Source organism: Paenibacillus sp. OV219 (assembly GCF_900110075.1).
GTDB lineage: Bacteria > Bacillota > Bacilli > Paenibacillales > Paenibacillaceae > Paenibacillus_Z.
The window spans coordinates 303,848-325,497 of the sequence record NZ_FOCJ01000005.1 but is presented as its reverse complement, the minus strand read 5'-3'; the positions used below and the strand labels follow the sequence as shown (position 1 = coordinate 325,497).

24 protein-coding genes are annotated in these 21,650 nt (G+C 45.0%); 17 read left to right on the top strand and 7 right to left on the bottom strand.

Features of this window, described 5'->3' with window-relative positions; genetic code table 11:
* Positions 1-215 precede the first annotated feature (215 nt).
* A complete protein-coding gene (locus tag BMY11_RS15315) occupies positions 216-1,082 on the bottom strand; it encodes a YusW family protein (RefSeq protein WP_090577638.1) in 867 nt (288 codons plus the stop codon).
* Between the two features lie 393 nt (positions 1,083-1,475).
* On the opposite strand from BMY11_RS15315, the gene BMY11_RS28510 reads away from it, so the two are divergent.
* Both BMY11_RS28510 and BMY11_RS15310 read left to right on the top strand, forming a co-directional pair.
* Positions 1,476-1,613 (top strand): hypothetical protein, encoded by a 138-nt coding sequence (locus BMY11_RS28510; RefSeq protein ID WP_177182664.1) that lies wholly within the window; start codon positions 1,476-1,478, stop codon positions 1,611-1,613.
* A 142-nt stretch (positions 1,614-1,755) separates the two neighbouring features.
* Complete coding sequence (locus BMY11_RS15310; protein WP_090577636.1) at positions 1,756-3,234, top strand: amidase family protein; 1,479 nt, start codon at positions 1,756-1,758, stop codon at positions 3,232-3,234.
* Here the strand turns inward: BMY11_RS15310 and BMY11_RS29720 are convergent.
* Positions 3,212-3,469: a phytanoyl-CoA dioxygenase family protein gene (locus BMY11_RS29720; RefSeq protein ID WP_371262846.1), complete on the bottom strand. Its 258-nt coding sequence runs from the start codon at positions 3,467-3,469 to the stop codon at positions 3,212-3,214. The genes BMY11_RS15310 and BMY11_RS29720 overlap by 23 nt on opposite strands.
* A 761-nt stretch (positions 3,470-4,230) precedes the next feature.
* Between BMY11_RS29720 and BMY11_RS15300 the strand changes: the two genes are divergently transcribed.
* Entirely contained in the window at positions 4,231-4,677 is a 447-nt protein-coding gene (locus BMY11_RS15300) for a nucleoside/nucleotide kinase family protein (RefSeq protein WP_090577634.1), read from the top strand.
* A 286-nt stretch (positions 4,678-4,963) separates the two neighbouring features.
* Here the strand turns inward: BMY11_RS15300 and BMY11_RS15295 are convergent, their stop codons facing one another.
* On the bottom strand, positions 4,964-6,178 hold the full coding sequence (locus BMY11_RS15295; protein WP_090577632.1) for an outer membrane protein assembly factor BamB family protein: 1,215 nt from the start codon (positions 6,176-6,178) through the stop codon (positions 4,964-4,966).
* A 183-nt stretch (positions 6,179-6,361) separates the two neighbouring features.
* Here BMY11_RS15295 and BMY11_RS15290 point away from each other — a divergent pair, with 183 nt between their 5' ends.
* From BMY11_RS15290 to BMY11_RS15260, 6 genes are all read left to right on the top strand, one after another.
* Complete coding sequence (locus BMY11_RS15290) at positions 6,362-7,930, top strand: helix-turn-helix domain-containing protein (RefSeq protein WP_177182663.1); 1,569 nt, start codon at positions 6,362-6,364, stop codon at positions 7,928-7,930.
* A 224-nt stretch (positions 7,931-8,154) separates the two neighbouring features.
* The gene (locus tag BMY11_RS15285; RefSeq protein WP_090577628.1) at positions 8,155-8,430 is read left to right on the top strand and encodes a hypothetical protein; all 276 of its coding nucleotides are present in this window, start codon (positions 8,155-8,157) and stop codon (positions 8,428-8,430) included.
* A gap of 564 nt (positions 8,431-8,994) precedes the next feature.
* Positions 8,995-9,249, top strand: coding sequence for a hypothetical protein (locus BMY11_RS28505; RefSeq protein ID WP_143069280.1), 255 nt, complete (start codon positions 8,995-8,997; stop codon positions 9,247-9,249).
* A 179-nt stretch (positions 9,250-9,428) separates the two neighbouring features.
* Positions 9,429-9,920 carry an NUDIX domain-containing protein gene (locus BMY11_RS15275; protein ID WP_177182662.1) on the top strand — a complete coding sequence of 164 codons (492 nt, stop codon included), beginning with the start codon at positions 9,429-9,431 and terminating at the stop codon, positions 9,918-9,920.
* 835 nt (positions 9,921-10,755) lie between these two features.
* Positions 10,756-11,616 (top strand): protein phosphatase 2C domain-containing protein, encoded by an 861-nt coding sequence (locus tag BMY11_RS15265; protein WP_256217514.1) that lies wholly within the window; start codon positions 10,756-10,758, stop codon positions 11,614-11,616.
* Between the two features lie 63 nt (positions 11,617-11,679).
* Positions 11,680-12,633, top strand: a complete 954-nt coding sequence (locus BMY11_RS15260; protein ID WP_090577620.1) for a phosphotransferase — start codon at positions 11,680-11,682, stop codon at positions 12,631-12,633.
* Positions 12,634-12,697: 64 nt separating this feature from the next.
* On the opposite strand, the gene BMY11_RS15255 is transcribed toward BMY11_RS15260, so the two are convergent.
* The 3 genes from BMY11_RS15255 to BMY11_RS15245 all read right to left on the bottom strand — a co-directional run bounded on the left by BMY11_RS15255 (position 12,698) and on the right by BMY11_RS15245 (position 15,559).
* Entirely contained in the window at positions 12,698-13,300 is a 603-nt protein-coding gene (locus tag BMY11_RS15255; RefSeq protein WP_090577618.1) for a Gmad2 immunoglobulin-like domain-containing protein, read from the bottom strand.
* 155 nt (positions 13,301-13,455) lie between these two features.
* Positions 13,456-14,754: a UDP-N-acetylglucosamine 1-carboxyvinyltransferase gene (gene murA / locus BMY11_RS15250; RefSeq protein WP_090577615.1), complete on the bottom strand. Its 1,299-nt coding sequence runs from the start codon at positions 14,752-14,754 to the stop codon at positions 13,456-13,458.
* On the bottom strand, positions 14,741-15,559 hold the full coding sequence (locus BMY11_RS15245) for a DeoR/GlpR family DNA-binding transcription regulator (protein ID WP_090577612.1): 819 nt from the start codon (positions 15,557-15,559) through the stop codon (positions 14,741-14,743). The genes murA and BMY11_RS15245 overlap by 14 nt, the downstream gene beginning before the upstream one ends.
* A 287-nt stretch (positions 15,560-15,846) precedes the next feature.
* Here BMY11_RS15245 and BMY11_RS15240 point away from each other — a divergent pair, with 287 nt between their 5' ends.
* From BMY11_RS15240 to BMY11_RS15220, 5 genes are all read left to right on the top strand, one after another.
* Positions 15,847-17,028 carry an alanyl-tRNA editing protein gene (locus BMY11_RS15240; RefSeq protein WP_090577609.1) on the top strand — a complete coding sequence of 394 codons (1,182 nt, stop codon included), beginning with the start codon at positions 15,847-15,849 and terminating at the stop codon, positions 17,026-17,028.
* Positions 17,029-17,190: 162 nt separating this feature from the next.
* Positions 17,191-17,733, top strand: a complete 543-nt coding sequence (locus BMY11_RS15235) for a hypothetical protein (protein ID WP_090577606.1) — start codon at positions 17,191-17,193, stop codon at positions 17,731-17,733.
* 28 nt (positions 17,734-17,761) lie between these two features.
* Positions 17,762-17,950, top strand: a complete 189-nt coding sequence (locus BMY11_RS29715) for a stalk domain-containing protein (protein ID WP_177182661.1) — start codon at positions 17,762-17,764, stop codon at positions 17,948-17,950.
* Positions 17,951-17,990: 40 nt separating this feature from the next.
* Positions 17,991-18,791 (top strand): nucleotidyltransferase domain-containing protein, encoded by an 801-nt coding sequence (locus BMY11_RS15225; protein ID WP_090577600.1) that lies wholly within the window; start codon positions 17,991-17,993, stop codon positions 18,789-18,791.
* 84 nt (positions 18,792-18,875) lie between these two features.
* A complete protein-coding gene (locus tag BMY11_RS15220) occupies positions 18,876-19,463 on the top strand; it encodes a histidine phosphatase family protein (RefSeq protein WP_371262841.1) in 588 nt (195 codons plus the stop codon).
* 75 nt (positions 19,464-19,538) lie between these two features.
* Here BMY11_RS15220 and BMY11_RS15215 read toward each other — a convergent pair whose 3' ends face one another.
* Entirely contained in the window at positions 19,539-19,835 is a 297-nt protein-coding gene (locus BMY11_RS15215) for a hypothetical protein (protein WP_090577597.1), read from the bottom strand.
* Positions 19,836-19,925: 90 nt separating this feature from the next.
* On the opposite strand from BMY11_RS15215, the gene BMY11_RS15210 reads away from it, so the two are divergent.
* From BMY11_RS15210 to BMY11_RS15200, 3 genes are all read left to right on the top strand, one after another.
* Positions 19,926-20,255 (top strand): hypothetical protein, encoded by a 330-nt coding sequence (locus tag BMY11_RS15210; protein WP_090577593.1) that lies wholly within the window; start codon positions 19,926-19,928, stop codon positions 20,253-20,255.
* Between the two features lie 21 nt (positions 20,256-20,276).
* Positions 20,277-21,074, top strand: coding sequence for a class I SAM-dependent methyltransferase (locus tag BMY11_RS15205; protein ID WP_090577878.1), 798 nt, complete (start codon positions 20,277-20,279; stop codon positions 21,072-21,074).
* 111 nt (positions 21,075-21,185) lie between these two features.
* Positions 21,186-21,563 carry a VOC family protein gene (locus BMY11_RS15200; RefSeq protein WP_090577874.1) on the top strand — a complete coding sequence of 126 codons (378 nt, stop codon included), beginning with the start codon at positions 21,186-21,188 and terminating at the stop codon, positions 21,561-21,563.
* Positions 21,564-21,650: the final 87 nt, after the last annotated feature.

Genomic DNA, 21,650 nt, shown 5'->3' with positions numbered 1-21,650 from the left:
CACTTTGCGTTTAACTAACGGGCACGTATGTTCCAGCTCCCACGGGCAGAATCGTTCGATCCCCGGCTACCGTTATATTACAACCGCAAAAAAATGAGGTCGACCAGTAAGTTCTGGTGACCTCATAATACGAACGGGCACGATAGTTGAGGAATCGTTAATATAAAAAACAAGCCCCGATAAAGGGGCTTGTTTTGTACTTCTTAGGACAATTATTAATCCTCGCCTTCGTGATCATGTTCTGCATGATCGTGACTTTCATTTTGACCGTGATCTCCGTCATGGTCATCATCATCATCTTCGTCATCTTGCTTTCCTTCATGGTGGTCATCGTCACGGTCACCGCGAGCGAATTGCTGTTGCTGCTTTTTCTTCGCTTGCTGCTCTTTATGAGTTTTTTGCCAAGCTTCTTGCAGCGCTTTTTTCTTAGCGATTAGCGCTTTTTTCTGCTCTTTTTGTGCTAGCTGTTTTTTATTTGCGAGTTGTACCTTTTGGTCATCTTGAACCTTTTGCACATTTTGAACTTTCGCATTGTCTTCCTCATTTTCTTTTTCTTGTTCATATTTCAACACTTCAGGTCGATTCGTCAATTTGATTTCGATATTGATTTCCACCTTGGCCGGTGCGATAGCAAAATGCTTGATCAGTGCATCCAATACTTGCTGCTTATTCATGTTTTCTTGTAATTTGACGTCATCCAGGAGCTGTTGGATAAATTGTGCCGCTTCGCTGCCTGTCAGGTGGTTTTCCGCAGCCTGGCCACGGATTATTTCTACCTTGGACTCGACCTTCGCTTGTTCCCGTTCGAGCTCAATTTCAATCTTTAGGCCATTGCCAGCGATTTTAATTTCCAAGTCTTTCAGCTGATCGAGCTTGATCGGTCCCTCACTCGCATTCGGTTGAGCAGTTGAGGACTTAGGTGTTGCAGGAGCTTTTGGAGGGACAACATATGTATCGCTTGCTGTAGTCGGTTTGTCCGCTGTTGTTGCGGACGAATCATGATCCGCGTAGGCGACGAATCCATAAGAAAGAATGATAGAGCATAGTGCTCCGATTAACATATAGGCAATTTTCTTTTTCAAAAATAAACCTCCTCAAATGTGTATGTTCTTTTGACTCGTGGCAGCAGTATATGAATTCGTCATGTAAGGCTGGTTTTAAGTCCGTACAAGGTTTTATTCCAGATATGAAAAGGCTGATCCATAAGGATAAGTAGAACATCTCTGCCGTAAATGTGAGAGAAATCCTTAGAAATTGAGGGACGGTACACGACCGTTCAAGGATCAAACCGCAGCTATGGTTTGATTCTTTTAATAGAAGTAACGGGAATGATAATGCAACAAACAAGAAGACTTTGTGTCTAAACTAAAACAGTAAACTATTGAACATTCGGAGGTTATATGTCAACTATCACGTATCATGGTATTGCTTCCTCATTGAAAAAGGTTCATTGAGCAATGCTGGAGAAATGAAAGATGTTCGTTCGTTATCCGGAATTTACCAACTTTAGCGAGCCTTTGGGAGGATACGAGTCGCTGCTAAGCAGCGTGAAGGCGAAGCGATTGCTTGGCTGGCAGCCTACGTATAGATGGCGCGAACAGCTAGACAAATAATTTGTTTATAAAAGAGAAATTTTCATCGCGATTGTTCTAGAGGGCCTGCCATGAGCACCATGAGCGGGCTCTTTTTGTTTGAATTAAATTTATCGGACAAGCCTAGCAAATTATAATAAAATGGGACTAAATGGAGAGGGTGATGGGTGTGGCATTCGACATTGAAGAAGCTACAATCTTGGACATGCAAGCGGCGTTTGCTTCGGGCGAATTGACCTCCAAGCAATTGGTTCTGGCGTACATGAGCAGGATTGCAGATCATGACAAGAGCGGGCTGCTGCTCAATTCCGTGCTCGCCATTAATCCCGACGCGTTGTTCATCGCCGAAGCGATGGATCGGGAACGAGAAACGACAGGACCAAGAGGTCCGCTGCACGGTATTCCCGTTCTGCTGAAGGACAATGTCGACACCGGAGACAAAATGCCGACGAGCGCCGGTTCGCTAGCGCTTGCCGACAGCTATGCACTCGAGGATGCATTCATCGTGAAGCGGCTGCGTGAAGCGGGAGCGGTCATTTTAGGCAAGGCGAACATGACGGAATTCGCCAACATGATGACGGAAGGCATGCCTTCCGGATACAGCTCCCGAGGCGGTCAGGTGATGAACCCTTACAACATATCGACGCCGACCGGAGGATCAAGCGCGGGATCGGGTGTTGCGGTCGCGGCGAATTTCTGCGCGGCAGCCGTCGGCACGGAGACATCGGGCTCGATTCTGAACCCGAGCAACCTCTGTTCGGTCGTCGGCATCAAGCCGACGGTCGGCCTGCTGAGCCGGACGGGTATTCTCCCGCTGTCCAACACGCAGGACACCCCGGGTCCGATGGCACGGAGTGTTACGGACGCCGTGATTATGCTGCAAGCGATGGCGGGTTATGACGAGCGCGACGCGGCGATGGGAGGCGGCATCGGCAAACAACCGGCAGACTATTCCGCCTTCCTCAAACCGGAAGGGCTGAAAGGCGCCCGCATCGGCATTCCGCGCGACTACTACTTCGAAGAGCTGACCGAGGAGCAGTTGGCGATCTTCGATCGGGCGGTCGGGATTATGCGCGACATGGGCGCGACGATCGTCGATCCGGCGAATATCGTGACGGCGCGGACCATCGCCTATTCGACCGTGCTGCTGAATGAATTCAAAGTCTCGCTGAACGCCTATCTCTCGAAGCGCGGTCCGGGCACCCCGATGCGGACGCTGAAGGACATCATCGCGTTCAACAACGAGCATCCGGTCGAGACGTTGAAATACGGGCAGAAGACGCTGATCAACGCGGAATTCCATTCATCCGGGGCCTTGACCGATGTTCGCTATCTGCGAGACCGCGCCACGGATATCCGCTTGTGCAAGGACGAAGGCATCGACGCTACGATGAAGAAACACACCTTGGATGCGCTGCTGTTCCCAGCGGATTTCGGTTCGCGGTTAGCAGCCCGAGCGGGTTATCCTTCCGTGGCCGTACCGGCAGGCTATACGGCAGCCGGCCCCCCGTTCGGCGTCGCGTTTACGGCGGGAGCCTACGAGGAACCGACGCTGATTCGCCTCGCCTATGCGTTCGAGCAGGGGACCAAATTTCGGCGTCCGCCGTCCTTGAAGAGCTTTATTGCGAGAATCGATCGGTAAAATGAACATTTTCCGTCGGGATATCGCTTGCGTCACGGTATTGGAATAAGACGTTACGGCGTGTGAGCTCGCTCCGGTTATTTTCTGGACCATGGGTTGTCATATAGTTAAAGAACAACACATCGCCTGCTTCAGCCGGACAAGCGGTGCCATCCGTGATCTGATACTCTTTATAATTGAGATAATGGGTACCAACATGAGGCAGGTTACCGCCGAAATGGGAGCCCGGAATCACTCGCAAGCAACCGTTCTGCTCATCTGCAAAAATGCAGATGGACGCTTGCCGCGAGCATGGTGTCCTTCAAGTGCGAGAAGTACGGTTTATCTTGGTGCATCGTGAATGCAGCATCATGATAATGCATGTCATGGGAGCCTTTCAGTACGAGTTTTTTTAGTTCTTCTGGAGGCATGTAGTCCACCTGCCAGGCTGCATTATTATGCTTTCGCTGCATTCGTCCGATTAATTATCTTTTTTACCTCATCGCGCACGCGTACTACACTAACGGGTGCGATAGTTCAACGCACTTTGGAGCAGCTTGCCGGTGGCAGCTGCTCCGTTTTCGTTACGCTAACAGTCATATTAGCGCAACTTCCTTAACAGCATTTCGTCTTAATAATAAGAGGTAGCCAGTCTTTAACGATCGGCTGCCTTTGTTAAATTAACGGGCATATAAAGTGGTATATTTTTATCATTTCTGGTTGACGATTTCCATGATAAACTGGATCATTAAAAGTGTATGAAAGCAGGAGTTTTCGTTGGAACAGGCTAATGACTTCCTTACTAAACAAGTAAATAAGGGACGAAGAGTAACACATATTTTAGTCATCACAAATGTTTCTATCGCCATTGTTTTGGAAATTCTCAGTATAATTGCTGGTGCATTTTCTCTTTCAAGTTTTGTCTCAACGATAATCATGATACTGATTTGCCTTTCCTTATAAAGAGGGAGCAAGGTAGGCGTTTCCGGTGCCGGCAAAACTACGGTCTGCAACGAATTGCAGCGGCGCGGCTACCATGCCATTCATGGTGACCGTGAATTGGCTTATCAAGGCGACCCGGAAACTGGTACCCCGACGGATGGCTTTAAACCCGAACACCACATTTGGCATGTAGATAAAGTAAAAGCTTTGGTCGCCAATCAAGAAGAGGCGGTAACATTTTTCTGCGGTGGTTCGCGAAATTTTCCCAAATTCATTAATCTCTTCGACAGCGTGTTTGTCCTTGAGGTCGACCTGGAAACCTGTCTCCGGCGGATTGATGAGCGAGTGGCACTGGACCCAACTGACTGGGGTGGCAGACCAGAGGAACGGGAAATCATTCGGTGCTTGCATCAAACGAAAGAAGGCGTTCCCAAAAACGGGATTATAATCGACGCCACCGCACCGATCGCGCACGTCGTTGACGAAATCCTCCATCAAATCGAAGCAAATGAACGCCAATGACAGTAACTTACGGGCGCTCAAGGACATCCCAATACATCAGTGCACCTGGATACGAATAGGACCATCCACTGCGTTAACGGGCACAATAGTACATAGACAAGGCTACCGGCATTATCGGTAGCTTGTTCGAGCTAACGGGCAGTTTTATACAATGTTTGTTCAATGCCATATGGTAAAATATCTCTATCAAAATTAACGAAAAGTGAAAGGTGATGGACTATATTTTTAGGGATGCACAACATGCAGATACCGGTTTTTCATCCCTCTTAGCTCCCCTTCAATTATTTTAATAGATAGCATACAGGTTGAAATCATCGTTGCCCACATATAAGACACCATCATTCAAGGTAGGCGAGGAAATCATGTTGCCGCCTATTTGTAGATTCCACTTTTCTACTCCTGTCTCGGCATCCACGGCATAGACGTATCCCGTTTCTTCCACATAACTGTTGGCTGATGCGCAATAAACGATCTTGCCATCGGTTACAGGCGAGGCGTGTACCGCTGCATAGGTGGGAAAGGCCCACTTAGCCTCTCCGGTAGAGGCGTCCAAAGCAAGCAGTTGATGTTGATCGGAGCTGCCCGAAAAGATCGTGCCATTGTAGATTGCAGGCGAAGAAAGATCATACTGGACACTGTGATCCCTCCATAACGTCTTTCCTGTTTTTATATCTATCGCCGCAATTCCACCGTTTCTCATTCCAAAATAAACGGCATAATTATCAATCGCTGGGGAAGAATCGACAGCTTGCATTAACTCTGATGTCCAAATTTGCTTGCCTGTTTTGGCGTCGAGCGCCAGGACATTCCCCGGCTCGGCTTGAAGATCATAAATAAAACCGGATATGCCAATGTATATGATACCGCTTGCAACGATAGGGGAGGAGTGCAGAATGACAGGGAAGTCTTTGTACGTATCGGGATTTTGGAAATGGAGGTGCTGCCGCCATACAACCTTCCCGGTCGTCGCGTCCAACGCGTACACAATACCGTTCCCGCCTCCAAAGTAAACATTCCTCTCATCGATCGCAGCAGAGGATTGCCAGTAATCATAATCGTCTCTGGCCTCATTTGTTCCCTCTATCTTGAAGCTCCAGAGCATTTTCCCGGTTGCAGCTTCCAGAGCATAAAACGTATTGTCCCCGCTTAGAAAATACACTTCCCCATTCTTAATCGTTGGGGAGGAGAGAATCGCTCCCTTGGTGGGGAACTTCCAGATTTGCTCCCCCGTTTCCGCGTTAACCGCATATAAGTTTTTATCTTCACTGCCAAAGTAGACGGCTTGATCATAATAAACAGGGGATGAGCGGACTCGGCCCTCGGTCTTAAACTTCCATTTCACGCCATGAAGCTCTGTGGGGCCTTTCGAAGTATAAACACCCGTGTGCTGCGGGTTGCCACGGAACATCGCAATACCCTTGGAACCAGGTGAACACCCGCTTAATGCTAGGCCGATTATGAGCAGTAAACAACAGGTAAGCAGTACATGGCTTCTTTGCATATGGAATAGCTCCTTCACTCAATAATTTAAATTGTTTCAAGTATAGCGGAAAAAGTTGCCGTAATTTCGGGACAGGACACAATTGTCCTCGACAAAAGATAGGATCAGCGGTATGGTAATTAAAACCATATCTGGCGGTGACAACGGATGAGAAAGATAAAATTCGGAGATTGCCTGAACGAAATGCTGCAATTACGAGGATGGTCGGCGGCGAAGCTAGCCAAAGCGTTGAATATCGATTCCTCCTATGTTCGCAGGTGGGTGAGAGGGGAAAGAACGCCTGCCCTGAACTCAAATTATTTGCAACAAATTGCCGGTGCGCTTAATGAGGGGCTCGATAAAGCGTACAAAAAGTCGACGAAGGACGCTTTTGTTAAAGGCGTGGAGGAACTTGGGAGTGGTGTAGAGGGAACCGAAGTTTTATCCTTTCACGATCGGTTGGTTCATATCTTGCAGCAGTCCCAAATTTATTCTTTAGGGATGGATCATGAGGCGAGGAAGAGCTCTAAACCTGTGGAACGCCAGAGCTATGTGATGGATCTGCTCGATAACGTACATCGGCAATCGACCAGCCCTATTCTACCGAACAATCAAGGATCCGCCGCCTTTCAGATCGGACAGATTCCTGCATCCATTCAAGGAAGGGACAAAGTGCTGGCAGCGGCGATTTCCATGATCCAGGAGGCGATGAACGACAAGGAGCCTAATGCTGATCGTGAGATATTCCTTACCTTTCAGAGCGAGAGGGAATATTTTGATGGCTATCCAGAAATCTATGGGCAGTGGCAGCATACAATTGTCGAGGCTTTACGCGCGGGCTGGAATATAAAGCAAATTTGCAAATTAAACAGAAGTCTCGAACGATCGCTCAAGCTGGTTAATCAGATTATGGAATGGACTAATTATCGTGGGAAATACGAGTTATTCTACGTCAATAAATATGGCATTTATCATCCGCCGTTTGAAATCTTTCTGATCAAGGGGAAGTGCGCGCTCTTGTGCTTCGCAACAGAAAATAACAATGCAATTGACGCCGCACTCTATATCAGTGACGCCCAATCGGTGCTAGTAATTGAGAGGTTCACTGAGCAGATGTTTTATAACGTGGAGCCTTTAGTAAGAAATCTGGACTTGGAGCAATACTTTGAGCTGAATTCAGCTGCAGACAGAAAAGCGGGCCATCATCTGCTCTGCTATCATGATTTGAATTTTTTGACCGTTCCCTATGAAACGATGAGGAAATACATCCGAATCTCGATTCCAAATGAAGATGAAAACACCATTCATATGAAGAGAATTACTGCCAGCTATCAGTCCTTTGAGCGCGACATTCAGAAATTCAGAATTTGTCACATTTATCCAATGAGGGTGTTTGAACATCTTGTATTAACTGGACAGCATCTCAATAACGTCTTTTTTCGTCCTACACCAGGGGATGTGACTGATCATATCGAACATATTATTCTGCTTTTGAGAACGTATGAAGGGTTTGAAATCGCTTTGGTGAGCGATAATCAGATGGATTTGCTCAATCAGGCCCAGTGGGAAATCAAGGGCGACCATACCATTATGATTGGTGTTATGCCGAAAAATGAAAATACCACGAGTGTAGAGCTGCTCACTATAGCGGAGGGCACAATCGTAGGCGCTTTTCAGGAATATTATTGGGACTTGTGGGATCGAATCAATCCGATTACTCGCGATAAAGCAAGTGTGATCACTTGGCTCGAGCAGTTGTTAAGAAGAGAATAGCAGGTATTGATGAACAGCCCATTAGCAACAGGACGCCGAGCGATCGGTGGCCTGTTCAGCTAACGGGTACAATAGCTCACTACACAATAACGAGGCTGCCGGCAAATAAATCCGTCAGCCTTCTTTGCGCTAGCAGGCAGTAGAGCTCAATAAAGATAATGTTTACGTACCTCTGAAGAATCGCTACTCTGGAGTTATCTCGTTATTAGATGGAGGCATAACTGTTGAACGTGGGAAGAACTGAGGTTACATTAGGGACATTACAATTTTTTGTAGTTCATTTAACGCAAAAGGATATTGGAATTACAGTGAATGAAGAGTTGGGACATTTTTTACTTATTGATGCAAACGATTCTCCAGAAATGTTTCTGATGTCTAGTTTATTCAAGTATGTATATGACACTAATGATGTCGTTTTTCTTCAACGTGAAAATCCATCTAATGCTGATCTCGTGATTTTCAATGGAGCAGTTTACCCATTGGGGAGAAAAGAAATTTAAGAGAATAAAAGCTACTATTAATCGTCACAAAGCAAAGAATTTTCAATTAGAACTGATAAGTGGGCACGATGAGTCGATTGGGGATAAATGGGAGAGCTGGAAGTACGAGAAACAACTGAAAATACATGCTGATAGCCATTTGGCTATGTTGAACACGTCTAAATTAGGTCTTGAATTGTTGATAAATAAATGTGCGTACTTAGCTGTTTCTTATATCGGGCATTCATATTTTGACTGGTACTCAACTACTGACTCAATTGAACTTATTATTAGAAATATGGCTCGTAATGATTAACAGGCAGATTAATTCCAGACTGAACTGGTAAAATAAATACTGAATTAAACTTATTCGTTGGGAATGAGGATTGAAAATTGAGGGATAAGGTAGAGAAGAAGCTCGCGGAAGATATTCGAAAAAAATTAGCATTGTCACTAAATAATCTGGGCTTTAAAAGAACTAAGCCAACATTTTACACGAAATTACACCAGGACAGAATTGATTTTGTTCATTTGCACAAATTCACGTTTGGGCTATGCTTTAGAGTTCACATAGGAACCAGGCTATTGTCAGATTCGTTTGATGCAATTGCCTTAAATGGAATAGATAGTGACTCATTTAGAACCAAGTATAATTTTAGTTTTGAACCAACTGAAGAATCAGGGAGTCATTGTGTTAATCAAATGACTAGATTTATTCAAATTGAAGGGAGCAACTGGTTTAATCAAACTAAGGCATTAAGTAAATTAGATACGTTAGATAACAATTCAGAATTAGTTAGTAATAGCTACAAACCTCTGCGTATCAAGAAACCGAACTAATTTCAACTTATGCTTAGCTAACGTTGGAATATGGAGTATTCGACCACATCGTTGAACTAACGGCACGATAGTTGATTGTCACGGCAGCTGCTCCTTGTTTTTATTAAGCTATTGGATATTTTAATTAAGAAACAAATTGCTGAAAAGAACGTCTAATAGGTTAGTTTAGGAGGGGTATTTTGGTTAGAAATACGGCTAAAGCAATTATTGAATACGATAATAAGGTACTCTTTATTAAGAAAAAGGTTGAAAATATAGGTGTTTATTACACATTACCAGGTGGGGGGCAAGAATCAGGCGAGACAATGGAAGATACTATTCTACGCGAATGTACTGAAGAATTGAATATTAGTACGGCTATTAAAAAAATAATATGTGTTAGAGAATATATTTCTAACAATCACGAGTACTCTTTTTTAATTAAACAAGTGCATGCGATTGAGTTCATCTTTCTTTGTTCTTTTGGTACCGAAGAAAAGCTTATTCATTTACAGAATGATGTTGCACAAATTGGATTTGAATGGATAGATATTTCAATGATAATTGAGGCTTTACAGCAAAACAAAGAAAAGAATGGTCTGAAGTTCCCTCAAACACTCAGAGATTTTTTATTTGAATATTACATAGCCCGTAGTATAAAACCATATTCAATATTTAAGTTTGAATTATGATTTTGTTCAACTCTAACGGAAAACGTTAGTGAAGGTGCTTGTTTCCAGAAGCTCCTCTTTTTCTGTTCATTGAAGTAATGGGCAGTTTACCGCAACAAACCCTTCTAATTATTCGTTTAGAAAGGGACCATGCTTTTGCGGAGGAGAAGTAATAAATGAAGAATCAATTAAAAAGTAAAGTTATTGTTGCTTTAATAATAATAACTTGTTGTATCCTCTTACTTTTATTTTGGTGGTTATATAATATGGTCAATACCCCAAATCCAATGGATCCGTGACCCGTTGTCTTAAAACAAATATGTTATATACCTTAGTCGTCTAAATATTAAAAGATTCATACGTGCTTAGGAGGGGAGGATAGTGCGTTACTATTTTAAATTAATTACTTTGAGCGCTATCTTTGCTTTATTGCCATTCATAATGAGTGAATTGCTGTCTAATATCTATAGAATTAATCGAATTACTGGAATTGAAATGGCAGCCTTAGATAAGGTTAATATGATTATTGGTCTCGTATGCTTTACTTTAATATTAATCCGGCAGATGACCCTAATCCGGTTTCGGGCTTAATCATTATTGCAGGTTTATTCTTCTACCTGTTTATTTTAATTGGAGTTAACGCTATTGCTCTATTATTAAAGAGTCAAATGTCGTTGAACTCCAATACGCGATAGCCGTCGATCAACAATAGTTTCAAAGTTCGCACAGTGCAGATCACAACAGTGACCTGCTTTTTCGTTGAAGTAACGGGCAGAATAGTTTCAATAATTAGTAATGAGAACATATGGTAAAATAGGTGAACGCTACTATAATAATTTGAGAACGGAGTGACAATTTGATTGTAACTTATGAGGAAACCACCCGGAAAGGTGTGGGATTACATAATGAGGATGCCGTTATTACGCTCTCCGAAGCAAATATGTATGGCGTTTTGGATGGCGTCTCTTCATTGGTCCCCTATTTAAATTCCAAAAACGAAACAGGTGGTTTTATTGCAGCGAATTTGATAAAGGACTACTTCAAATCGATTACTGGGCTTGGAAGCCTTAAGGATCACTTAGTTGCAGTTAATGATCGACTTAGGGAACAGATGGTGCTCGCAAATATTGATTTGGAGAAAAAAGAAGAACTCTGGGGAGCAGCATTGTCCGTTGTACGTATACAGGATGATGGCGTGGAGTTCATACAGACGGGCGATTGCATGATTCTAGCCGTGTATGACAATGAGGAGGTTCGCCCGTTAACCTGGAGACAGGTTGCTCACTTAGAAGCACCAGCATTCGCTAAATGGCAGGAAGGAATAGCAAAAGGCTTGAAGAGCCAGAAAGAGCTTCATGACACCGTAATTGATATCATAAAAAAGAACCGATATCGGTCTAATACGGATGGAGGTTACGGAGTCCTAAATGGGGAACAGAACGCAGTTCGTTTCTTCGAATACGGTAAAATTAGTCTGACAGGAATAAAACATATCATTTTGTTGACTGACGGAATGTTTTTGCCTATAACTATGGTGCCTGAACAGAGCTCGTATTGGAGCTTCGTAGCGCATAGCCTATTGAATAAGGGTATCCAACGTTACACGCAAGAGTTAATAGAACTTGAAGAAAGCGACTCCGAATGTATGAAGCATATTCGTTTCAAGAAATCAGATGACAAGACCGCAATCGTGATTAGTTTTCAAACTAATAAGTGAATTATTATTCAGGTTATTACTTTAATTTCGTTGAAGCATGAAAAACGGAGAGGAAATAAATGGATGAATGAGTCTATCGTTTTACAAGCAGAAAAAATAGCAAGCGATTTTCTAAAGGAGCAAGTAAAAGCGTCATACCCTATTATAGATAAAGGTATCATCAATCAGGTTTGCGTGGTCGAAACGGAGAGTCATAAAGTCGTTGTCCGCATGAATGGTAAAGATACATATGCTAGCTTTGTTAAAGAAAAATGGTGCATTGAGCAGGTGGCCGCAGCTGGTATTCCTAGCCCTGATGTATTGTCTATTGGCATAAATGATGAAACCGCATACATGATTCAGACATATATTACTGGCGACAACGGAGTAGATTGTCTGGTTCCCAAAACAGATGTATGGAGAATCCTTGGTAGTTATGCCAAGCTTATTCATTCGATTCCAGTGGAAGGATACGGAGAAAATCTGATTGATCCATTGCATGGTAGATTTGAGTCCCCAGCTCATGCAGGATCTGACGGCAGTTGGCACGGGTACGTACAGCATAATATTAATAGTTTGACTGATGATGATCGCTTGATCGAGCTTGGGGTCATTTCTCAGATGGAATCACTGAGAGTAAGAAGTCTGTTCGAGAAAATGAAGAAAGAACGGTTTCGCTTTGGTCTAAACCATGGAGATATATCTCTAAAGAATACGATTGTCAATGATGCAGGCCAGGTTCATTTGCTGGATTGGGGTAATGCAGCTGTAAGTGTGGTACCGCATGGAACGGTTATTCAATTGATGCATTATCAGATACTCGGGTTAGCAGAAGCACCAACGAAGGAGGAATTCCAAGCGTTTATTGACGGCTACGGTTTGAGTGCGAACGACCTTTCTGGGATGAGGCAAGTACTGCTATTAAAGGCTGTTGATAACCTTAGATGGGCAATTAATCGCCGTCCGGACCTGATCGATCCCTTTTCTGCGTTCGCGAAACAAGTCATTGCTATCATGATGGGGAACGGTGAACTATAACATCAATGTGGTGATGTCAGCCGACGATTTGGATGTTCAGTTCACCGTATCCGTGTAAGTTTTATTACTCCTCAAACGTCTCCAACGGGATATTCAAAATATTCACCTTACTGCCGTCTTTTGCGCTATACTCGAACAGCTGCAACATTAGCGTGCCGTTCTTTGGCAGCTTATTGGCCGGAATTAATAGATCCAGCTTGAAAGCCGACCATGCCGGTGCGCCCTCACTTAGCATGTAGTTCTTCTCTAGCAAATAATTGTGCCCGTCCTCTACGGCATAGCTCATCATCGCTTCGAAAACCCTGCCCTCGCCCGTTACCGTATATTTACCCGCGCTCCCCGCGATCTGCACGTTTCGGAACGCATTGTTCTGGATCGGTCCACCGCCCCCGTACGTAATGATGACCCGTCTCTGAGCGCTATCCCAGCCGACAGTCCCGCCTAGCAGATCACCCACTGCACGCAGCGGCACATACGTGCTACCCTTATAGTTCATAACCGGCAGCTGATCGCTCTCATAGGTCGATCCGTTCACTTCAATGGGATAAGGCGCTTCACCCAGCACAAATTGCTTCACCGTCGCAGCCATTGTCGGCATAGCCAGCATCAACATGCAACCGCTAAGGAGACCAATAACAAATCCGCGAACTCCACGCATGCTCTTCATCGCTTCACACTCTTTTCTTAGGCCATAGCCCGAAATTTGGTGTTAGGTTACGTAGTTCATCCTATGCATGAGACAAGCACGTTTACCCCTTCGGCCGCCGATTTATCGGCAACTCGAAAGAAGCCTGCCGCGAAGGCAGGCTTCTTTAGGATTTGTTAATTACTTTGCTTCAGCATGACTTCCCGCACGACTTCCTCATCGCTGTCGAACATGCTGATATTAGCGCCAAGGGCTCGGAAAGAGCCGATGACATCCTCGTAGCCGCGCTCAATATGCTGCACGCCAGCAATCGTAGTCGTTCCTTCCGCGCGCATTCCGGCGAGGATCAAGCAGATTCCCGCACGAACATCCGAGGCGTGAACGAGTGCTCCATGTAATGGCTTGCCACCTTGGATCGAAGCGACACCGGAACGAATTTTGATATCTGCTCCCATTCGGACAAGTTGATGAGCATGATTAAAGCGATTCGGGTAGATACGTTCCCCGATAATGCTTTTGCCGCGGGCTTGTGTGAGCAGTGCGGTCAGTGGCTGCTGCAGATCGGTTGCGAATCCGGGATACATCGCCGTACGGACTCGTACGGCGCGAAGAACTCCGTTCGAATGCGCAGTGACCGCGTTGTCCTGTATGTCCAGCTCAAGCCCGATTTCGCGAAGCTTTGCCAAGCATGATGAGAGGTGCTCCGGAATAACCTGCTGAACGGTTACCGATCCGCCGGTAACGCCTGCCGCCATAAGGAATGCTCCTGCAATTAGCCTGTCTGGAATGACGGTATATTCGCCACCGTGCAGCGAGGAGACGCCTTCGATGCGAATCGTATCGGTGCCGGCCCCTGTGATTTTGGCGCCTAGTTGATTCAGAAGGTTCGCCGTATCCGTCACTTCAGGATCATGAGCTGCGTTCAAAAGCACGGTAGTTCCCTTCGCGCGAACGGCTGCTAACATGACATTAATCGTGGCGCCGCATGTAATCATGTCGAAGTAGATGGTTGTGCCGCGAAGCTCCTTAGCCTCAACCGTATAATAGTCCGGATGAAACGTGAACGTCGCGCCCATCATTTGTAGTGCCTTCACATGCTGGTCCATCGGGCGGCTGACGAAGTCATCACCACCTGGGTACCCGACGCTCACTTTGCCGAACTTCGCCAGCAAAGAGCCGACGAAATAATAAGCCGCTCGGAAAGAAGAGGACTTGCCAGGGTCAAGGCTGGCATTCGTGATCGGCCGCGGGTCCATAACGACTGTCCCTAAACCTTCGTGCTGCACATTCATTCCGAGATCTTGAGCTAGTTCATAGATGACCCGCAAATCCGCGATATCAGGAATACCGTGCAGCGTTACCGGCTCATCCGCCAAGCAGACAGCCGCGAGCAAGGCAAGTGAAGAGTTCTTCGATCCAGGAATATGTACGCTGCCGTGAAGAGAGGGGGTCCATTCGACTTTAATGGCTTTCATCATCTGCGCCTCCGCTAGCCAAATTTTCATCTGCGATAATGACATTGATGTTGTGATTCTCGAAATCTTGTATAAGGTGCTCGGGAGCACCTTGGTCCGTAATAAGGATGTCAATGAGTTGTAGAGGGACGGAAGTAGCGAAGCTTCGGACGCCTAGCTTCTCGTGAGGGGCAAGACATATCCGGCGATTCGACGCTTCAGCGGCCGCGCGGATCAGCGCGGCGTTCTCCGGGGTAGCGACCGTGATTCCTTTCTGTGAGATGCCACCTCCGGTAATGAAACCGATATCGTAATTGAATCGACCAATCATTTCCTGGGCGATGGTATCGATCATAGTGTCCCCTCCGGGGCGCAGCTTGCCGCCAACCAGGTAGGCTTCGACCTGAGGCATCAAGCGGAGGGTTTCCGCAATTGTGAGTGAATTGGTAACAACCGTGAAGGGCATCTCGGCCTTGAGATACTTGAGCATTCCGAATTGAATGCCTGCGCCGCCAATGAAGACGGTATCGTTAGGTTGGATATAAGAAGCGGCCAATTGGGATATGGCGTTCTGATGCGGCGCACCATCGCCATAACGGATGTTCTTAGGTTGCGGCTTGTCGCGGACCTTTCGCGATGGAGTGTCATAAACAGGGACCGCGCCTCCGTAAGTTTTGCGTAGCAGCCCTTGATCTTTCATAATGGATAAGTCTCTGCGGATGGAGTCGATAGATAGCTGGAATTGCTGAGCCAGTTCTTGGGCAATAACCCGACCGTCCTTCGCGAGTATCTCGAGTATGCGCTGCCTTCGTTCCTCTGCGAGCATGTTGACCTCCAAAGCTTAGTGGCAAATAATAACAATCTGCTCCTATCCTATTCCGCATTGTTCATGATTGTCAATTGTTTTATTCAGCTTGGTTCTGTTTCATTCATGTTCATTCGATATTCGTGATATTTGTGAATCAACCATTCTGTTCTATGGTACGATTTGGTTGATGTAATTATTGAATGGAGGACAGCAGGGCTGATAGGTTCATCTACACTTATTCATTCAGAGTCAAAAGGATAAAATAGAGAGAGTTAATGATTATGCCAAAGAAGAGGGATTGAACGATGACGATTAGGTTGTATTATAATTCTTCCTATGTAACCGAATGGGAGACCAAGATTACGAAGACGCTCGAGCGAGATGATGGATGGTACGTCCTCTTGGAGGAAAGCGCCTTCTATCCTCATGGAGGGGGCCAACCTTGCGATACGGGAACGATTAACGGTGTCCCTGTCCTAGATGTTATAAGCGAGGAAGATGAAGTGCTGCATAAAGTAGAGCGATTGCCAGATGGAACGACGGTGTTATGCCAGATCGATTGGCAACGAAGATTCGATCATATGCAGCAGCATAGCGGTCAGCATCTGTTGTCTGCGGTTTGTCTAAAGTTATTTGGCGCGATGACGTTAAGCTTCCACTTGGGCATCGATTCCGCGACTATAGATGTGGAAAGACCCGAGCTAACACTGGAGCATTTATCCCAGTTGGAACTGGAAGTGAACCAAGCTATCTACGATAATCACCGAATTGCTAGTTATACGGTTTCCGAAGAGGAGGCTAGCCGTTTGCCGCTGGTAAAGTCGCCGACAGTGACGGGGAACGTACGGATTGTCGAGATCGAGAACGTGGAATACAATGCGTGCGGCGGGACGCATGTTGCGTCCACAGGTGGAATCGGGATGATCAAGCTGCTAAGAACGGAGAAGATAAGAGGAAATACCCGCATTTCATTCAAATGCGCTAACCGCGCCTTAAAGGAATTTAACGATTGCTTGGGCATTATTGGGAAGCTTTCTTTGAAATTCAATACAGGGAAAGAAGATATTGTCGCTCGCGTTGAGAAGTGGGAGCAAGAAGAAAAACAGATTCTAACGGAAATGGCTGCTCTCAAAGAGCAGAATGATTCGTTTGTCGCGCGAGAACTCTTGGAACGCCAGGAAAGCGGCTTGATCGCGCATCAGTTTGAGAATAAGCCGTTGAAGGATTTGCAAAGCTTGGCGATAAAGCTCTCGTCTTTGACCAACAATCCAGTGTTGCTCGTCGATCTTACGGATTTTAAAGTGGTACTGTCGCATAGTGGACGATTCGAGCGTGCTTGCGGTGCATTTTTCAAGGAACATCTAGGGGAGTACGGCGGCAAAGGCGGAGGTAGCGGGACTATGGCCCAGGCTGGTTTCGGGACACTAAACGAAGTATTGGCATTCTATGAATTTGCAAAAGCGGAGTTCAGGAGCAGTATAAGTTGACAAGAATATGGTCAGTTAGCTGACAATCCATACATGAAGGCGGCTGACTAGCATTATCAGCTGCCTTTTCTGATTTTAGCGCAACAAAATCATCATTATTCGCGTATTAGTTGGCGTGGTAAAATGTGGTAACTATATGAAATGCGGATATAGGGGGATTTTATGCGCAGAGTATGGCAACGTGGAGCAGTTAGGAAGCTTATCATCTTATTCATTGCGGTAATAGTCGGCATCAGTGGTCTCGTAGTTAATGGTAAGGCAGTATCGGCATGCGATTTTGGTAGAGATTTCAACAATCAAACAAGGCCGGATTCGAATGTGTTTGTAGGTAAAGTACTTGAGGTTCGAGCTGATGGGCACAGTGGATATGATGTCTCTCTTGAAGTCTACAAAGTTGAACAGGGTACCGTAAAAGCTTTAGCTAAAGTATTTACACCACACATTGGTACCTGCGGCGGTTTTGACTTCAAGGTTGGAGAAATGTATTACATCATAACGATAGATTCTAAGATATTTCCTTCAACGAGTGAGGTGTTTATTAATAGAGCCAGACCCTTATTACCTGGTGAAATAATCGAAAAGGAAACAATTGAGGGTCAATCTCTCCTAGAAGATTTCTACAAACGATTAGATGTCTCCGTCTCCGTTAATGCAGTGGACTTGCTTGTAAATAAGGTTTGGAATCGAGTTTGCTCAATCAAATGAGGATGACGACAGCGTAACACTGCATTATTTGGGGACAGATTATACTTATCAGGTTGGACGGAACACCGTATTTATCGGTGAGAAGCTAGTCATTATGGATACAATTATTGAACGATATGAAGGTATTACTTATATTCCCGCACGACAGGTTGCTGAAATTATTCATGCAAAACTAACATGGAACAACAATCTCAAGAAAATAAATTTTTCCTTCTGAAGCGACAACTCCAATTCCAATACAGAGGATGGAGATAAACATGCGCAATTTGCAAGCAGGTTATGGTTTGGACAGTAATGGATTTATCGTGAGTGATGTTGGATTAGATAAGATAGCTAATTCCTACTTGCCTTGCATCAGAGAAACGGTTGAGAACCTACAGAAATTGTTTCCGCGTCAATTGCACAGTATCTATGTGTACGGCAGCGTTGCCCGCGGTGAGGCTGTCGCGCGTAAATCAGATTTGGACATTCTAGCTATGTTTGATGGGGATTTGAGCCCTGGTGAGATTGCAGCATTAAAGCACCTAAGTATAATACTGTCTCAAAAGTATGTATTTCTAGTTCGTGAAGTAGGCATAGCTGTTGGAAATTGCGACTACGCATTTGCTCCTGAGAATTATTATGAGCAGGCCTTTCTTAAGGAGCTCTGTGTTTGTGTTCACGGAGACGATATTCGTGGGCGGTTCGGTCCTTACAAGCTTATAATGGAGATCGCTATTAGCTTCAACGGGGATATTCTTGAAGCTTTTACACGGACAATAACTCGATTAGAACAAGCTTCTAATGAGGAGTTTAATTCAACTACGCAAAGCTTTGCGCGCAAACTTATTCGAACCTACTACTCCATGCTCATGCAACGATCTCAAATTTGGACGACTCGGCTTCACGAACAGTCAGAGGTCATCATTCACTATTTTCACGATAAAGAATCTATTGTTCGCACGCTGCAGCAATGGATTGAAGAGCCGCCACCAAACCGAAACACTGTCCTGGATCTCTTTAAGAGGGAAGGTAAGTGGGCGAGTGATAACTTTGTAGTAGAAGCCTGTATTTCTTAGTGGCAGTCATTCAAAATATGAATATCATGCTTGGATTCGATGAAGGTTTAGGCTTGGTATCTTGAGAATGGATTAGGGGATGTGATGAATGTGACAAAGATTGGACTAATAAGGCATGGAATTACGGAGTGGAACATTGAAAAACGTGTACAGGGTCAAAGCGATATACCACTTAATGATACAGGCAGACAACAGGCTCGATCATTGGCGAATCGGTTGAAGAGCGAGGAATGGGATTATATTTTCGCAAGTGACCTTATAAGAGCTAAAGAAACTGCTGAAATTATTGCTCAGACAATGGGCTTACATGTAAAGACTGATGAAAGACTAAGAGAAATGTATTGCGGCGAAATTGAAGGAACCACTCTAGATGAAAGAGTAAGCAGGTGGGGGGACGAATGGGGAAAACTTGAGCTAGGTATCGAGGATGACGAGACGATCATGTCGAGAGGGATGTCATTTATTGAGGATATTTCAACGTCACTTCCAGGGGAAAAAGTGTTAATTATTAGTCACGGAGCATTGCTTGGTGTAACTCTTAAGAAATTAATCCCACATGTAGATACAGAAGAACACTTAAAAAACACTTCAATAACTGTTCTAAATCTCAAGTCAAAATGGGAATGTGAACTCTATAATTGTGCCAGACACTTGAACGAGTCGTTAAATTAACGGGCGCGTTAGCTGACCGACCAAGGAGTAGTTTGCAGAGGCAACTGCTCCTTGTTTCGTTGAGGTATCGAGCCGTTATTGCGGGTCTTTGGATTGATGCTGGCTAAGCGAAGCTTTCTTCGACGCTAATTGCTTGGTGAGATCAGCCTGGCTGCTGGTTAAGATCTTAATCTCTTCGGTTAATTTATTGATGCGCGTCATTTTGCTGCTTAAATCGTTGTGCGACTGGCTTAATTTCATATCTCTTTCCAATTGTTTGATCTTGGCTTGAGCTTTCTTTATCTTGTTCTTCTCGTTTGCGATGTTGCTTTCTATGTCAGCGATATCCCGCTGGAGCTTGTTGACGATTGCTTTCGTGAAATTAATGGACATTCATGCACCTCATAATCATGTAGTGTAGCTGATATTACATTTTACTATAAATAACTCAGTTAAGCGAGCAAGCGGGCGAGGAGGGTCTAGATGAAATATTGGCTATATCTTGGTATCCTTTCATCATTCGTAAGTATATTGTTATGGATCATTCTGATCTTCTTTAATCCATATAATTCTGCTCCACAAGGCAAAGATGTACTATTTCGAACTGCTTTATTTCTTTTAGTGCCAGCATTTTTTGCCGTATTTGGCGCACTTATCAAGAGTCGGATCATTATGTGTATTGCTTTTTTCTGGTCACTCCCGCTTAGCCTTTACCTAGTAATGACGCCCAGCATCTTTAAATTATTTATGGTTACTTCGCTTTGTTATCTGTTGTCTGGGATTATGATGAGAAAACGTGTGGATTCTGATTAATCAGGAGGTAAGATGCTCTCGATGAATGATAATGAATTATTGCGCGAGTCATTCGAACAAGCCGCTAACATATATCAGCAGGCACGCCCGGAGTACCCAGAAGAATTGTTCGAAGATCTGATCCATGTAGCAAAATTGAAGCCTGGCGCTCGTTTGTTGGAAGTGGGCTGTGCAACAGGAAAGGCTACACTCCCGTTAGCCCGGCGCGGGTATGCAATCACATGCGTAGAGCTTGGTACTGAGCTCGCGGCAGTTGCCCGTCGTAATCTTGCTGGATTGAATGTTGACATCATCAACGGGAACTTTGAAGAGTGGCAACCCGGGGCGGGAACGAGCTATGACTTGGTATTCGCTGCAACGGCCTGGAAATGGATTGACCCCGAAGTTCGGTACATGAAGGCATGGCAGGCTTTACGTCCTGGCGGACATCTGGCATTTTGGAGCGCGAATCATGTTTTTCCAGACGACGGAGATCCATTTTTCCGTGATATTCAACATGTTTATTATGAGCTCGGCGAGGGCAAAGAGGTCGAACGAAACGACTGGCCAAGGCCTGGTGAACTTCAAGTGGAAAAAGATGAGATTGAGGAAAGCGGTCTGTTCGAGGTTGTTCATATTAGACATTTCGATTGGGAGCTGATTTATACGGATGAAGCGTACCTTCAACTCCTCGATACTTTCTCTGGGCACATCCTAATGGATGAATGGAAGCGCGAGAAGCTCTACAATGAAATTCGAGTTCGCCTTCATGCTCGTCCAGAGAAGTCGGTAAGACGCCACTGGGGAGCTGTGCTCCATGTAGCCCGGAGAATAGGATGAAGCCTGCGTTTAATTGATGAATGGCAGGATAGTGCAATGCCGATGTGGAAGAATATAGCGCAGGCACAATAGCCTCAAATCGAATAATAAGGAGCGAAGCATTCAATGTCACTGATAAGCAAAGTCGGTCAAATTATGGTGTACGTCAACAATCAAGATGCGGCAAAAGAGTTTTGGACGGAGAAGCTTGGTTTTGTCGTCATATCGGAGATGGATAACGGTGAAGGCTTCAGATTTATTGAAGTGGCGCCGTCGCAGCAATCTGAAACGAGCATTGTTCTACATAACAAAGAATTCGTTGCGAAAATGTCGCCTGAACTGAATTTGGGCACACCGTCGCTCATGTTCAACTCAGACAATCTGGATCAGTTCTACAGCGACTTGAAGAACAAGAATGTAACTGTCGGTGAGCTGGTGACGATGCCATTCGGCAGATGCTTCAACTTTGCCGATGATGAATCAAATTACTTCGCTGTCATGGAGAAGTAGTCATGGAATAAAAGAATATTACTTTATTTAACATCCGCGGATTCCGCGGATTTTTTTGCGTTCTATAGACCTAACCTACTGAAAATA